The following is a 13,322-nucleotide window of genomic DNA, read 5'->3' on the forward strand; positions in this document are numbered from 1 at the left end:
CCGCGAGAGACCGCCGCGGCGACGCGTCGATGGCGATCGACCCTACGGGTGGCTGGTCGCGCCGAGCGCGGCGGCCACCCGTGGCGCTTCGTGCCGACCCTGGTCCCGCCCGGCGGCCACGAGCGCCGGCACGATGGACGGATCCATCACGGCTGTCCCCTGCGCGCGCTTGGACGCCGTGTCGCGCAACAGCAGCTCGACCCGGCGACCCGCGTCCAGAGTGGCCCGCTGCTTCTCGATCCGGGCCCACGGCCCGATGGCGGCGGTGCTGGGCGCGAGGGCGATCACCGGGCCGTCACCGGGTGCGAGGTCCAGGTTGAGGCTGGATCGCATGCCACCGTCCATGTACCGGCGGCCGTCGATCGTCACCGGAGCGGCGGACTGCGGCATCGCGCAGCTCGCGGCTACGGCGTCCACGAGGGGCACGCCGTCGTGCCGGGTGAAGAGGCGCAGGGCGCCGGACTCGACGTCCACGGCGGCGATGCGGAGGTCGGCGTCCTTCCAGTCGTGGTCCGGTAGGCGGGCCTCGGCGATCCGGCGCTGCCGCGAGGGCTCGTCGATGCGTGCCGCGAGGGCGAGTCGGCCGAGGCGCCGGGCGGCCTGTTCGGGGCTGCGGGCGAACATCTGCGCGCGGGCGAGCCGCAGGAGGGCGAGCAGGCCCAGCGCGGGCGCGGTTTCGTGGGGCACGCCCTGCCGCTGGCGCTCGTACAGCTCGGGAAGGGGTGTGCCGCTGGCGATCTGCGCGCCCACCACGGCACCGGCGCTCGTGCCGATGAGCACCGCGTCCGGGGCCACGGTCAACCCCTCGTCGGCGAGACCGGCGAGGACTCCGACCTCCCAGGCGATGCCGGCGACTCCGCCGCCACCGAGCACCCAGACCGGGCGCTGGTCGTCCGCCATCGCTCCTCCATCCTCCCGACGCATTACTGCTAACGACGTTCGCAGTTTGACGGTAGCAGGAGCCGCGAAGGGCTGACAACGGCTGCGACGGCTCAGGGCTCCCGGCGGCCGAAGACGATTCCGCCCAGCTTGCTCTCCGGTGAAGTGAGCGTCATCTCGGCCTCGACCGCGAAGCCGCTGTCGCGGAGCCAGGCCGACATCCGCGCCGGCCGGCGGCGGTGCACGTGCACCCGCATCGGGTGGCCGCCGTACCCCTCGGTCTTGAGGGTCGTCTCGTCACCCACGTGGAAGCCGACCAGCAGCGGGCCGCCCGGTCGTACCACCCGGTGAAAGTGCGCGAGGACCTGACCGAGCTGCCGGTCCGGGATGTGGATGAGCGAGTACCAGGCGATCAGGCCGGCCACCGAACCGTCGGCCAGGTCGAGGTCGGTCATGGAGCCGACCTCGAACCGCAGACCGGGATGATCGCGGCGGGCCACCGCCAGCATTCCGGGAGACAGGTCGACGCCGAACACATCAAGACCCAGTTCGCGCAGATGAGCGGTGATGCGACCCGTTCCGCAGCCCACGTCCGCGACCGGACCGCCACCACCGGCGCGAACGAGTTCGGCGAACAGCGCCAACACCGCCCGCTCGTAGGGTGCGCTCGCCAGAAAGTCGCGGACGAGATCCGCGTAGCTGACCGCCACCGTGTCGTACGAGATGCGTGTGTCAGCCAGCCATTCGTCTCCGTCCACCAGGGAAGGTTATCGGCCGACGGTGACCGTGACCGGTTCCCGGGGGCTCCACCAACGCCGGAGGTTGCTGAGCGTACGGTCAGCGCCATGAACGACAGTCGCAGTGCCAAACCTGCTCTTCGCCGAATCCCCGACCTGCCCGCTCGCCCCGCGGTCGGCGAGCGACGCGCTGCGGGTTCGGCGTCGGGCGAGCGTCGATGAGCCGCCGCCCGGTGCTGTTGGGCGCCGTCGCACTCGCTCTCGTGGCGGCCGTTCTGTCCGCGCCCGGGGGAGCGCCCGTGACCGCTCACGCCGCAGCGGTCGCCTGCCCCACGCCAGCGCGACCGACGATGAAGATTCTCACCGTTGGCGACTCGATCACCGAGGGCGCGACGATGACCGGCTCGGTGAGCGCTGCCTACCGCGCGGAGCTGGGGCGACTGCTCAACGAGAACTGTGTCCCGCACACCTTCGCCGTCGCAGCGGTGGGGGGTACGAGCTGCGGCTACTGGACGTCACGGATGGCGGACCTCGTCAGCACGCACCAGCCCGACCTGATCCTGGTGAACTGCGGGACCAACAACAATCTGTCGACCGCCACCGAGGCGCAGATCACCGCTTTCGAGCGCACCTACCGGACACTCTTCGACATCGCACTGGACATGGACCCGGACGTCGTCATGTACCCGGCCTGGGTGCAGTACAGCGCCGGCCACGGCACGACCGGCTGCACGACCCCACCGGGCCCGAGCCCGGCCTGGCTCCCCGCGAGCGAAGCCGTCGTCAACGACGCGATCTACCGAAGCATCCAGGTCATCGACGAGTTCCGTGACCGCGTCCCAACCTGGATCGACTACCAGTCCATTCCCGAGGGCTATCTGGACCAGTGTGGGGTGCACCCCACGCCGGGTGGTTACGACGTGATGGGCCGGCTGGCGTACAACACCATCGCCCCACGGCTGGGCGTACCGCTCGCGCCACTGCCGTGCGGGTTGGTGGGCCGTCGGCCGAATTCTCCGGTCGGTGACTGGACCCCCTGCGCCACGATGAACCTCAACTCGTGAGGCGTGTCCGTTCGGCGGAGCCGATTCAGACGTAGATCTTCGTGGCGTACTCCGGGCCGTAGTGCCGCTCCAGGTCCTCCAGGCTCTCGGCGGGCGCCTCGACCTCCTTGATCAGGCGGGCGCGGGACGGCAGGACGTCCGGCTGCCAGGTCTCCGGCTGCCACAGCGCGGACCGCAGGAACGCCTTCGCGCAGTGGTAGAAAATCTGCTCGATCTCCACGACCACGGCCAGTACCGGTCGGTGCCCCTTGACCACCATGTCGTCGAACCAGGGCGCGTCGCGGACGAGGCGCGCCCGCCCATTGATGCGGAGCGTGTCGGTGCGGCCCGGGATCAGGAAGAGCAGTCCGACGTGCGGGTTGTCCAGGATGTTCTGGTAGCCGTCGGCGCGCTTGTTGCCCGGCCGTTCCGGCAACGCGATGGTCGTGTCGTCGAGCACCAGCGCGAACCCGGCCGGGTCGCCCTTGGGCGAGACGTCGCAGGTGCCGTCCGCGCCGGCGGTCGCCACCAGGCAGAACGGCGCGGCGGCGAGCCACTGCCGGTCCCGCTCGTGCAGGCGGGGGCGATCCTTGTTGGCGGCCCGGGGGTGCGGTGTCCCGAGCAGCTCGCGTAGTTCCTCGTGCGTGGTGATCTCCACCGTCACGTGATCCCCCCTGAGCCGTTGACCAGGGTGGCGGGTGCGCCACCACCGCCAGCCTAGGCCCGCGTGGCCATCGAGGTTTGCCCCTGGTCGCCGGGGGTACGGCCTCACCCGACACGCCCGCCGCACGTACCGTCCGCAGGAACGCCGACCAGTGGAGGCCGGGAGATGGAGAGCCGACTCAAGGTGCTGGGTCACCCGGTCCACCCGATGCTGGTCATGTTTCCGGTCGCGTTGCTGGTCACCGCGGTGCTCTTCGACATCATCGACACGGTCGGCGGCCCCGACTTCCTCGGTGAGGTCGCGTACTGGAACATCACCGTCGGCCTGATCGGCGGCCTGCTGGCCGCGGCGGCCGGCTCGTTCGACCTGCTCGCCATCCCGACCGGCACCCGTGCGAAGCGGGTGGGTCTGCTGCACGCGGGCGCGAACGTCGCGGTGGTCCTGCTCTTCGCCGCCGTGTGGGTGGTCCGGCTGAACGCGGACTCGCGGGCCGCCGGTGGCGCCCTGATCGCCATCGAGGTGGTCGCGGTGGCGATCCTCGGCATCAGCGCCTGGCTCGGTGGCGAGCTTGTCGACCGGCTCGGCGTGGGCGTCGACCGCGACGCCGATCTGAACGCGCCCAGCTCACTGCGACCCACGACCCAGCGGATCGGAGACGCGCGATGAGCGAGCAGCAGTCCGGTGGTTTCGGCCGCGGATGGCGTAGCCGGCAGCAGGGCTGGGACCCGATGGGCGAGTTGCAGTCGCTGCGCGCCGAGCTGAGCCGGCTGGTCGGCGGCCGGGCCGGGGCGTCGGACGTCGAGCTGACCGAGACCGCGGACGGCTGGCAGGTCGTCGTGCGGCTGCCCGGCGTCGCGCCGGAGGAGGTCGCCGTCGAGCTGGACGACCGCGAGTTGTGCGTGCGGGCCCGCTCCGAGGCCGAGGTCAACGCCGACCAGGGCATCCCCGGTGGCTTCGAGACACGGGGTTTCGAGTATCGCGTCGACCTGCCGTCACGGGTCGACCCGGAGGGCATCGACGCGGTGATGGACCACGGGCTGCTGCGGGTCCACCTTCCCCGGGCGGCGCGGCCCGCGCCGCGCACCATCACCGTCGGCCGCACCGGGCCGCGCTCCGGCGGCCTGTCCGGGGGTACGCCGGTACCGGCCGACCCCGCCGCGGACCGGGAGCTGCACCACCCGGACGCCGCCGGCGAGATCGACCGGCCGTAGCGGGCCAGGTGGTCACCCCGTCCCTGCTCGGCCCGACGGCCGGGCGAGTCGAAGACGTGCGGCGGATCGCGGTCCTGCGCGCCAACGCCCTCGGCGACTTCATCTTCGTCCTACCGGCGTTGGAGGCGCTGCGTGCCGCGTACCCCTCGGCGGAGATCGTGTTGCTCGGCGCGCCGTGGCACGCGAAGCTCTGGCGCGACCGGCCCGGCCCGGTGGACCGGGTGCTGGTGGTGCCGCCGGGTCCGGGCATCCGCGAGCCGGAGGCGGACGAGTCGGCGTCGACGGTTGACGACTTCGTGGCGGCGGCCCGGGACGAGGGCTTCGACCTGGCGGTGCAGGTACACGGTGGCGGCGCCAACTCCAACCCGTTCGTCAGTCGCCTGGGCGCCCGGGTGACCGTCGGTCTGCGCGCCGAGGACGCGCCGCCGCTGGACCGGTGGGTCCGCTACGTGTACTACCAGCACGAGGTGATCCGCTATCTGGAGACGGTGGCGCTGGTGGGCGCTCCCGCCACCACGATCGTGCCGTCGCTGGCGGTCACCGACGCGGACCGGAGCGAAGCGGAGCGGGTGCTCGGTCCGTCCGACCGACCTCGGGTGGCGTTGCATCCCGGTGCCAGCGACACCCGGCGGCGCTGGCCGGCCGAGCGGTTCGCCGAGGTGGCGGACGCCCTGCACGACGACGGCTACGAGGTGCTGGTGACCGGTACGCCGTCGGAGCGGGAGGTGGTGGACCGGGTGGTCGCGGCGTCCCGGGCGCCGGTCCGGCCGCAGGTCGGCACGCTCAGCCTCGGCGGGCTGGCTGGCTGCTACGCCGGTTGCGCGCTCGTCGTCTCGAACGACACCGGTCCGCTGCACCTGGCCGCCGCGGTGGGTACGCCGACGGTGGGCATCTTCTGGGTCGGCAACCTGATCAACACGGCGACCCCGCTGCGCGGCCGGCACCGCCCGATCGCCTCCTGGATGGTGCACTGCCCGGTCTGCGGGGTGGACTGCACGCCCGGCATTTATCCGCACCGACCGGGCGACGGCGAGTGCCCGCACCGCGACTCGTTCGTCACCGACGTGCCGGTGGCCGAGGTGCGCGAAGCGGCCCGCGAACTGCTCAACCCGTAGAGGCGCCCTCGTCGGCGAGGACGACCTCCCACGCCTCCACGTCCCGCTCGGTGACCGTGGTGGGCGTCTCCAGGTGGTAGGCGCCGCTGGGCAGGATGCCCGCCCCGCCGTGGCGGGCCAGCACCGCGAGTTGGGCGGCCACGTCCTCACCCTGGTGTCGCTCCTGCACCCGACGCCAGAAGTCGAACCCGCCGCAGTCGAGGAGCTTGGCCCGGTCGTACAGCACACACCCGCCGATCCAGGACACCTTGTACGCCCGCCACGCGCCCGGCGGCGGCCCCACGGTGGCGGTGACGTGCAGCAGGTTGGCCGCCGAGTGGATCCGGGCGCGGTCCCACTCGACGGTTCCCGGGCGGATCCGTTCCGGCGCGGGTGGTCCCGCCCACTCCTCGTAGTGCCGGTGCGTGTCCGGGCGTACGTCGTCGACGTACGACAGGCCGTGCACGCCGTTGCCCACGAACCCGCAGCCCAGCTCCTCGATCGCGGTGACCAGCCGGCGCAGCGCCCCGGGCTCCAGCCAGACGTCGTCGTCGAGGTTGAGCACGTACCGGGCCGCCGACGCGGCGAGCAGGTACGCGCGGTGCTCGGCCAGCCCCCGGCGCGGCAGCCGACGGGTCAGCAGGACCGGGTGGCCGGCGTGCCGCAGCGCGCGGACCATGGTGGCCGCTGCCGGGTGGGCGTACGCCGGCTCCGAGTCGGACTGGTCGCTGACCACCACGCCGAAGCCGGGCACCCCCTCCTGCGCGGCGAGCCCGGCCAGGGTGACCGCCAGTTCGGTGGGCCGGTTACGGGTCGGGATCAGCACGTCGACCAGCCGGTCGACGCGGAACTCCGCCGGGGCGCCGAGAGCGAGGGGCCGGTTCACGACGACCGGGTACGGGTGCTCAACGACGGATCGGAGACGGACGACGGGTCCTGACCGTGCGACCTGATCCGCTCGATGATCGCGGAGGTGGAGCGGTCCGGCACGTACCCGAGCGTCCGCACCTGACCGCCGAGCCGCCGCACCAGCGGCGCTTCCGGCACCAGCTCGGGCGGGTAGTCCCCGCCCTTGACGTACACGTCCGGCCGGACCGCCTCGATCAGCGCGGCGGGCGAGTCCTCCTCGAAGACCACCACGTGGTCCACGCAGGACAGCGCGGCCAGCAGGGCGCCACGGTCCTCGACCGGGTTGACCGGCCGGTCCGGGCCCTTGAGCCGGCGTACGCTGCCGTCCGAGTTGACGGCCACGATGAGCAGGTCGCCCAGGGCGCGGGCCTGCTCCAGGTAGCGCACGTGCCCGGGGTGCAGCACGTCGAAGCAGCCGTTGGTGAACACCACCGACCGGCCCGCCTCGCGGTGTTCGGCGACGATCGCGTCCAACTCGTCGGTGCCGACCACGGCCGGATGCCCGGTGGCCTCCGGCGGCATGTCGAGCGCGGCGAGCAGGTCGTCGCGCAAACACACGCACGTGCCGGTGTCGGAGACCGTGATGGTGGCCGCGAGCTGGGCGAGCTGCGCGGCGGTGGGCAGTGGCGCGGCGGCGGCCAGGGCCAGGGTCATGGCGGCCAGGTAGGCGTCTCCCGCTCCTACGGCGTGGCTCGCCGGGACCGGGGTGCTGTGGCTGCGCCGCCGCTCGCCGTCCGCCCCGCCGACCACCGCGCCGTCGGTGTCCAGGGTCACCGCGACCACGTCCGCACCGGTGTGGGCGTGCAACTCCGCCAGGCGCGACTCGGCCAGCACGGCGCGGTCCACGCCCGCTCCGGCCTCGGTGTTCACGGTGACGCCCGTGCCGGTGACGCTGAGGCCGTCGCCGGTGAGGGCCACCCGACCCTCGCCGGGCGTGGGCTCGCCGACCGGGCCGGGACGGTCGTCGGCGCGGGCGCCGCCCGGGGCGGCCCCGACGCTCAGCTCGGACGGCCCGTCGGCCGGATCGACGTCGGGATGTTCCAGGTGCAGGTCGGTGCCGGCCGTCGTACGGGTCGCGCCACCGGCGCGGGCCAGCAGCCGGGTCGCCTCGGCGAAGCTCGGGGTGACCACGGTCGGCGCGAGCCCCCGCCAGTCGGCGAGGTCGTGGGCGTCCAGCGCGACCGTGGCGTACCGTTCGCGGTTCTCGACCAGCCACGCGCGGACCGGCGCGGGCAGCGCCCCCAGGCCGTAGTCGCAGACCACCAGGGTCGGCGCCTCGCCGTCGGCGGCGGCGCGCAGTTCCTCGGTGGCGCAGCCCAACGCCGTGAGCAGCCGGGTCACGCCGTCCGGGTCGAGCGCGTCGTCCGGGTCGCCCGAGTCCTCCCGGAGCAGGATCTGGTTGCCGGCCAGCATCCGACGCTTCACGGGTGTGGGTCGGCCGGGCTGGTTGACGGTACGGTCCCAGACGCCGGCCCGGTCCAGACAGTCGTGCAGTTCGTCGCCCGCGACGTCGGCCCCGACCGGGGCCACCAGCACGGCACGACCGCCGAGGGTGGCGACGTTGACGGCGGTGTTCGCGGCCCCACCGGCGGCGGAGATCCGCCGACGCAGGGTCAGGACCGGGGCGGGCGCCTCCCGGCAGAGCCGGTCGGACTCGGCGAACCGCCACTCGTCCAGCATGGCGTCACCGACGATCAGGACCGGACGCCCGAGCCAGCTCTCCACGACGGTGGCGAGCCTGCGCTGTTCCGCTGCTGCTCCTGCCATGCCTCCCCGGGTCCCCAGCGGCCCCCCGGCCAAACCTGGGCCCGCGGCGACGCCCTCCGTGGGGTGTTTCGGGCGGTAGGGCTCGGGAAGGACATTGAGGTACCCCGGAGAGGAGATGTACCGAGATGGCAGCGACATTGCAGGGTAAGAGGATCGCCTTCCTGGCCGCCGACGGCGTCGAGGAGGTCGAGTACGTCCAGCCGCGCGAGGCGGTCGAGAATGCGGGCGCGACGGCCGAGCTGGTCTCGCTCAAGCCCGGTTCCATCCAGTCCTTCAACCACCTCGACCAGTCCAAGGCGTACGACGTGGACGTCACCGCGGACAAGGCGGACGCCACCGGCTACGACGCGCTGGTGCTGCCCGGAGGGGTGGCGAACCCGGACTTCCTGCGGTCGGACCCGGACGCGGTGCGGTTCGTGAAGGCGTTCTTCGAGGCCGGCAAGCCGGTCGGGGTGATCTGCCACGGCCCGTGGACGCTGATCGAGGCGGACGTGGTCCGCGGCCGGCGGATCACCTCGTGGCCCAGCCTGCGCACCGACCTGACCAACGCCGGCGCGACCTGGGTCAACGAGGAGTGCGTAACGGACGGCAACCTCGTTAGCAGTAGAAACCCGGACGACCTCCCGGCCTTCTGCGCCCAGATCACCAAGTCCTTCGCCACCTCCTGACCCCGTCTTTTCCGCGGTGTTCAAGAGGTTCGCGTCATCTGACCGGCGTGTCGTGACGCGAACCTCTTGATCACCGCGACATAGGTGGGCGGGTTCGTGCATGTTCTGGGGTGTGGCGGATAGAAGGGCACATGACTGCCGACGCCTCCGCTACCCCGGTGTTGAACCGCCAGCAGATCAGACTCCTCATGCTGGGCCTGATGACCGGCATGCTGCTGGCCGCCCTCGACCAGACCATCGTCGGTACCGCCCTGCCGACGATCGTCGGTGAACTGGGCGGGATCAACCACTATTCGTGGGTGGTCACGGCGTACCTGCTCGCTTCGACCGCGTCGACGCCGCTGTACGGCAAGATGGCCGACCTGTACGGGCGTCGCCCGGTCTTCCTCTTCTCGATCGGCACGTTCCTGCTCGGGTCGCTGCTGGCCGGGTTGTCACAGGACATGACCCAGTTGATCATCACGCGCGGTATCCAGGGGCTCGGCGCCGGTGGTCTGTTGACGCTGGCGTTCACGATCATCTCGGACGTGGTCTCACCCCGCGAGAGGGGCCGTTACCAGGGCCTCTTCGGTGCGGTGTTCGGCATCGCGTCGGTGGCCGGGCCGCTGGTCGGCGGTTACTTCGCCGAGACCGACTGGCGGTGGATCTTCTACATCAACGTGCCGCTGGCGATCCTGGCCATCGTGGTCTGCTACCACGTGATGCGGCTGATCCCGTTCGAGCGGCGGAACCACGCGATCGACTGGCTCGGCGCCGGCCTGCTGGTGGCCGGGGTGAGCAGCCTGCTGCTCGCGCTGAGCTGGGGTGGCAACGAGTACGCGTGGGGCTCCGGCGTGATCATCGGTCTCTTCGTCGCCGGTGCCGTGCTCGCCGTGTTGTTCGTGCTCCAGGAGGCGCGTGTCGCCGAGCCGATCCTGCCCCTGCGGTTGTTCCGCAGCGCCACGTTCGCCCTGGCCAACTCGGCTGGCTTCGTCCTCGGTCTGGTGATGTTCGGGTCGATCATCTTCATCCCGCTGTACCTGCAGATCGTCAAGGGCGCCTCGCCGACCCGCAGCGGTCTGCTGATGCTGCCGATGATGACGGGCATCATCGTCACCTCCATCATCACCGGCCGCGCGATGAGTCGGATCGGCCGCTACAAGTGGTTCCCGGTCGCCGGGTCGGCGACTCTGCTGGTCGGCATGTTGCTGTTCACCCAGCTCAAGGTGGGCACCTCGCTCTGGCTCGCGTTCGCCTTCATGGTCGTGATCGGCGTCGGCCTGGGCCTGTGCATGCAGTCGCTTGTCCTCGCGGTGCAGAACGCCGTCTCCGTACGCGACCTGGGCGCGGGCACCTCGTCGGCGACCTTCTTCCGGTCGCTTGGCGGTTCCTTCGGGGTGGCCATCCTCGGCGCGGTGCTCTCCTCGCGGCTCGCCGGGGGCCTGTCCGACCGGTTGCCGGGCGCGATCGCCCAGCTTCCGCCGGAGCAGCGGTCGGCGGTCGCGGCGAGCGGTGGCACGAACATCTCGATCAACGACCCGGCGACGATCATGGCGTTGCCCGGGCCGGTGCGGACGGCGATCCAGAACGCCTTCGTCGACGCGTTGGACATGGTCTTCCTGACCGCCGGGCTGGTGGCCGTCCTGGCGGTGCTGGTGACCCTGGCGATGCCGAACAAGGAGCTCCGGGGCACCGGCCCGCAGGGCGCGAAGGGTGGGGCCGATCCGCTCGGCGGTGAGGCTCCGGCACCGGGCGGCAAGCCGCTGACGCGTGAGTCCAAGGAAGAGGCCGCCGCCGACATGGAGGCCAAGTCCCAGACGATGATCTGACCGCGCGGTCGCCCGGACTCTCTCCGCGTCGGCGGGCAACTCCCGAATGAGCGTGATGCCTGTGAGTCATCTAGATGACTCACAGGCATCACGCCCATTGGCGCATCCGCGACCCGCCGCGCTCCGAGCCGCGCAGACCCGTGGCGCAGCCGCCGCGATCCCGCGCTACTTGAGGATCAGCCGGTTCGTCTGCTCGAAGACGTCCAGGTCGGCCAGGGTCTCCATGACCGAGGCGGAGAGTGGGGCGGGGAAGCGGTCACGGGCGAAGAAGCCCGCGTCGGTGGTCTCGTCGGTGACCCGTTCCAGTTGACCGTCCCACTCCTCCACCTTGAACGCCGTGGTGAAGACCTGGTACGTGTGCCCGTACATGTTGGTGCTGGTCCGGTCCGGACCGGTGTAGAGGGCGAACGCGCAGACCCGCAGCGCCCGCAGCCCGGTCTCCTCGCGGACCTCGCGTACCGCGCAGTCGGCGATGGATTCGCCCAGCTCCATGGCCCCGGCGGGCATGGCCCACTGGCCGTTGTCGGAGCGTTGGATCAGCAGGATGCGCCCCGCGTTGTCGCTGACGACGGCACGGGCGCCGACGAACATCAGCGTCCGGTCCCCGGCGAGCGCGCGCAACTGCCCCACGTACGAGTCGGCCCAAGAGATGCTCACCCGCGACAATTTACGGGGGTTCCCAACGTGTGACCGCCGACACTAGCTTGTTACCCATGCGTAGCACGATGATGGACGCTCCCCTGCAGGTCTCCCGGATCCTCGAGCACGGCGCAGGGGTGCACGGCACCGCCGAGGTGGTCACCTGGACGGGCGCCGAGCCCCGCCGGATGACGTACGCCGAGGTGGGTCGCGCGGCGGCCCGGCTGGCCCACGCGCTGCGCGACGAGTGCGGGGTGACCGGCGACGAGCGTGCCGCCACCTTCATGTGGAACAACAACGAGCATCTGGTGGCCTACTTCGCGGTGCCCAGCATGGGCGCGGTGCTGCACACGCTCAACATCCGGCTGTTTCCCGACCAGGTCGTCTACATCGCCAACCACGCCCAGGACCGGGTGGTGCTTGTCGACACCACGCTCATCCCGCTGCTGGCCCGGGTGATCGGCGAGCTGGACACGGTGCGGCACGTGGTGGTGGTCGGCGGTGGCGATCCGACCCCCATCACCGCGGCGGCCGGCGACCGGATCACCGTGCACCACTGGGACGCGCTGCTCGCCGACCGTCCGGACGTGTACGAGTGGCCGGAGGTTAACGAGCGCGACGCCGCGGCCCTCTGCTACACGTCCGGCACGACCGGCAACCCGAAGGGTGTCGCCTACTCGCACCGGTCCATCTACCTGCACTCGTTGCAGGTCTGCATGCCGGAGGGCTTCGGTCTGGGGCCGACCGACCGGGAGTTGGCCATCGTGCCGATGTTCCACGCCATGTCGTGGGGCCTGCCGTATGCGGCGTTCCTCTCCGGCGCGTCGCTGATCATGCCGGACCGTTTTCTCCAGGCCGCGCCGATCGCCGAGATGATCGCCGCCGAGCGGCCCACCCTGGCCGGCGCGGTGCCGACCATCTGGACCGACCTGTTGGCCTACCTGGACGGCCACGACGTGGACACCTCCTCGCTCACCGAGGTGATCGTCGGTGGTTCGGCCTGCCCGCCCGCGCTGATGCACGCGTTCGACGAGCGGCACGGGATCGACGTCATCCACGCCTGGGGGATGACCGAGATGTCGCCGTTGGGGTCGGTCTCGCGGCCGCCCGCCGGGGTGTCCGGCGACGAGGCGTGGCGCTACCGCTACACGCAGGGCCGCGTGCCGGCGGGGGTGCAGGCGCGGATCGTCGGCCCGTCGGGCGAGCCGCTGCCCGCCGACGGCACGGCCGTGGGCGAGCTGGAGGTCCGGGGGCCGTGGGTGACCGCCCGGTACGTCGGTGACGACGCCCCGGAGGAGGAGAAGTTCCGCGACGGGTGGCTGCGTACGGGTGACGTCGGCACGCTGTCCGCCGACGGGTACATCACGCTGACCGACCGCGCGAAGGACGTGATCAAGTCCGGCGGTGAGTGGATCTCCTCGGTCGAGCTGGAGAACGCGCTGATGGCCCACCCGGCAGTGTTGGAGGCGTGCGTGGTGGGCGTCCCGGACGAGCGGTGGGACGAGCGGCCCCTGGCGACCGTGGTGGTCCGCGAGGGCGCCTCGGCGACCGCCGAGGAGCTGCGGGACTTCCTGGCCGGCTCGGTGGCCCGCTGGCAGTTGCCCGAGCGGTGGGCGTTCATCGACACGGTGCCGAAGACCAGCGTGGGCAAGTTCGACAAGAAGGTCGTCCGTTCGCGGTACGCCGAAGGCGAGCTGACTGTCCGGGAGCTGACAGCACCGTAACGTTTGACCGTGCACCGTCGCCTATGGGCAGAGGAGTACTCCTGACATTCCTCCCCAGAGGGCGGCCCCGGCGTTCGCACCGCGCCGGGGCCGCCCGCTCCACGCGGGTGACCCCGCACCGTCATTGTTGCGAAAATTGTTCGCCTCTGTCCCGGTGACGGGGAAATCGGGTGCTCGAC

General features: G+C 71.6%; 13 protein-coding genes. 7 read left to right on the plus strand and 6 right to left on the minus strand.

The features are described 5' to 3' along the window. Window positions 1-42: 42 nt before the first annotated feature. Both ACTFTM_RS03265 and ACTFTM_RS03270 read right to left on the minus strand, forming a co-directional pair. Window positions 43-900: a patatin-like phospholipase family protein gene (locus ACTFTM_RS03265; RefSeq protein WP_449564382.1), complete on the minus strand. Its 858-nt coding sequence runs from the start codon at window positions 898-900 to the stop codon at window positions 43-45. A gap of 92 nt (window positions 901-992) precedes the next feature. Then, the gene (locus ACTFTM_RS03270; protein ID WP_449564383.1) at window positions 993-1,637 is read right to left on the minus strand and encodes a class I SAM-dependent methyltransferase; all 645 of its coding nucleotides are present in this window, start codon (window positions 1,635-1,637) and stop codon (window positions 993-995) included. Window positions 1,638-1,915: 278 nt separating this feature from the next. Between ACTFTM_RS03270 and ACTFTM_RS03275 the strand changes: the two genes are divergently transcribed. Next, window positions 1,916-2,680: an SGNH/GDSL hydrolase family protein gene (locus ACTFTM_RS03275; protein WP_449564384.1), complete on the plus strand. Its 765-nt coding sequence runs from the start codon at window positions 1,916-1,918 to the stop codon at window positions 2,678-2,680. Window positions 2,681-2,705: 25 nt separating this feature from the next. On the opposite strand, the gene ACTFTM_RS03280 is transcribed toward ACTFTM_RS03275, so the two are convergent. Next, window positions 2,706-3,323 carry a pyridoxamine 5'-phosphate oxidase family protein gene (locus tag ACTFTM_RS03280; RefSeq protein ID WP_449564385.1) on the minus strand — a complete coding sequence of 206 codons (618 nt, stop codon included), beginning with the start codon at window positions 3,321-3,323 and terminating at the stop codon, window positions 2,706-2,708. 165 nt (window positions 3,324-3,488) lie between these two features. On the opposite strand from ACTFTM_RS03280, the gene ACTFTM_RS03285 reads away from it, so the two are divergent. Genes ACTFTM_RS03285 through ACTFTM_RS03295 form a run of 3 tightly spaced genes read left to right on the plus strand, consistent with a single transcriptional unit; the run spans window position 3,489 to window position 5,649 of the window. Next, entirely contained in the window at window positions 3,489-3,989 is a 501-nt protein-coding gene (locus tag ACTFTM_RS03285) for a DUF2231 domain-containing protein (protein ID WP_449564386.1), read from the plus strand. Next, window positions 3,986-4,534, plus strand: a complete 549-nt coding sequence (locus ACTFTM_RS03290; protein ID WP_449564387.1) for an Hsp20/alpha crystallin family protein — start codon at window positions 3,986-3,988, stop codon at window positions 4,532-4,534. The genes ACTFTM_RS03285 and ACTFTM_RS03290 overlap by 4 nt, the downstream gene beginning before the upstream one ends. Window positions 4,535-4,542: 8 nt before the next feature. Continuing rightward, the gene (locus ACTFTM_RS03295; protein ID WP_449564388.1) at window positions 4,543-5,649 is read left to right on the plus strand and encodes a glycosyltransferase family 9 protein; all 1,107 of its coding nucleotides are present in this window, start codon (window positions 4,543-4,545) and stop codon (window positions 5,647-5,649) included. On the opposite strand, the gene ACTFTM_RS03300 is transcribed toward ACTFTM_RS03295, so the two are convergent. Both ACTFTM_RS03300 and rfaE2 read right to left on the minus strand, forming a co-directional pair. Further along, entirely contained in the window at window positions 5,639-6,514 is an 876-nt protein-coding gene (locus ACTFTM_RS03300; protein ID WP_449564389.1) for a glycosyltransferase, read from the minus strand. The two genes, ACTFTM_RS03295 and ACTFTM_RS03300, sit on opposite strands and share 11 nt — an antisense overlap. Further along, window positions 6,511-8,304 (minus strand): D-glycero-beta-D-manno-heptose 1-phosphate adenylyltransferase, encoded by a 1,794-nt coding sequence (rfaE2, locus tag ACTFTM_RS03305; RefSeq protein WP_449564390.1) that lies wholly within the window; start codon window positions 8,302-8,304, stop codon window positions 6,511-6,513. Before rfaE2 ends, ACTFTM_RS03300 begins: the two co-directional genes overlap by 4 nt. Before the next feature lie 125 nt (window positions 8,305-8,429). Between rfaE2 and ACTFTM_RS03310 the strand changes: the two genes are divergently transcribed. Continuing rightward, a complete protein-coding gene (locus ACTFTM_RS03310) occupies window positions 8,430-8,972 on the plus strand; it encodes a type 1 glutamine amidotransferase domain-containing protein (protein WP_449564391.1) in 543 nt (180 codons plus the stop codon). 131 nt (window positions 8,973-9,103) lie between these two features. Further along, window positions 9,104-10,780 carry an MDR family MFS transporter gene (locus ACTFTM_RS03315; protein ID WP_449564392.1) on the plus strand — a complete coding sequence of 559 codons (1,677 nt, stop codon included), beginning with the start codon at window positions 9,104-9,106 and terminating at the stop codon, window positions 10,778-10,780. A 165-nt stretch (window positions 10,781-10,945) separates the two neighbouring features. On the opposite strand, the gene ACTFTM_RS03320 is transcribed toward ACTFTM_RS03315, so the two are convergent. Further along, a complete protein-coding gene (locus tag ACTFTM_RS03320) occupies window positions 10,946-11,437 on the minus strand; it encodes an NUDIX domain-containing protein (protein WP_449564393.1) in 492 nt (163 codons plus the stop codon). A 71-nt stretch (window positions 11,438-11,508) separates the two neighbouring features. Between ACTFTM_RS03320 and ACTFTM_RS03325 the strand changes: the two genes are divergently transcribed. Beyond that, window positions 11,509-13,143, plus strand: coding sequence for a fatty acid--CoA ligase (locus ACTFTM_RS03325; protein WP_449566527.1), 1,635 nt, complete (start codon window positions 11,509-11,511; stop codon window positions 13,141-13,143). Window positions 13,144-13,322: the final 179 nt, after the last annotated feature.

Source organism: Micromonospora sp. RB23, assembly GCF_053585025.1.

Bases quoted from the DNA above. Each gene is read 5' to 3' on its own strand.
- ACTFTM_RS03265 (WP_449564382.1), bottom strand. From the start codon at position 900: ATGGCGGACGACCAGCGCCCGGTCTGGGTGCTCGGTGGCGGCGGAGTC.
- ACTFTM_RS03285 (WP_449564386.1), top strand. From the start codon at position 3,489: ATGGAGAGCCGACTCAAGGTGCTGGGTCACCCGGTCCACCCGATGCTG.
- ACTFTM_RS03290 (WP_449564387.1), top strand. From the start codon at position 3,986: ATGAGCGAGCAGCAGTCCGGTGGTTTCGGCCGCGGATGGCGTAGCCGG.
- rfaE2 (WP_449564390.1), bottom strand. From the start codon at position 8,304: ATGGCAGGAGCAGCAGCGGAACAGCGCAGGCTCGCCACCGTCGTGGAG.
- ACTFTM_RS03310 (WP_449564391.1), top strand. From the start codon at position 8,430: ATGGCAGCGACATTGCAGGGTAAGAGGATCGCCTTCCTGGCCGCCGAC.
- ACTFTM_RS03315 (WP_449564392.1), top strand. From the start codon at position 9,104: ATGACTGCCGACGCCTCCGCTACCCCGGTGTTGAACCGCCAGCAGATC.
- ACTFTM_RS03325 (WP_449566527.1), top strand. From the start codon at position 11,509: ATGGACGCTCCCCTGCAGGTCTCCCGGATCCTCGAGCACGGCGCAGGG.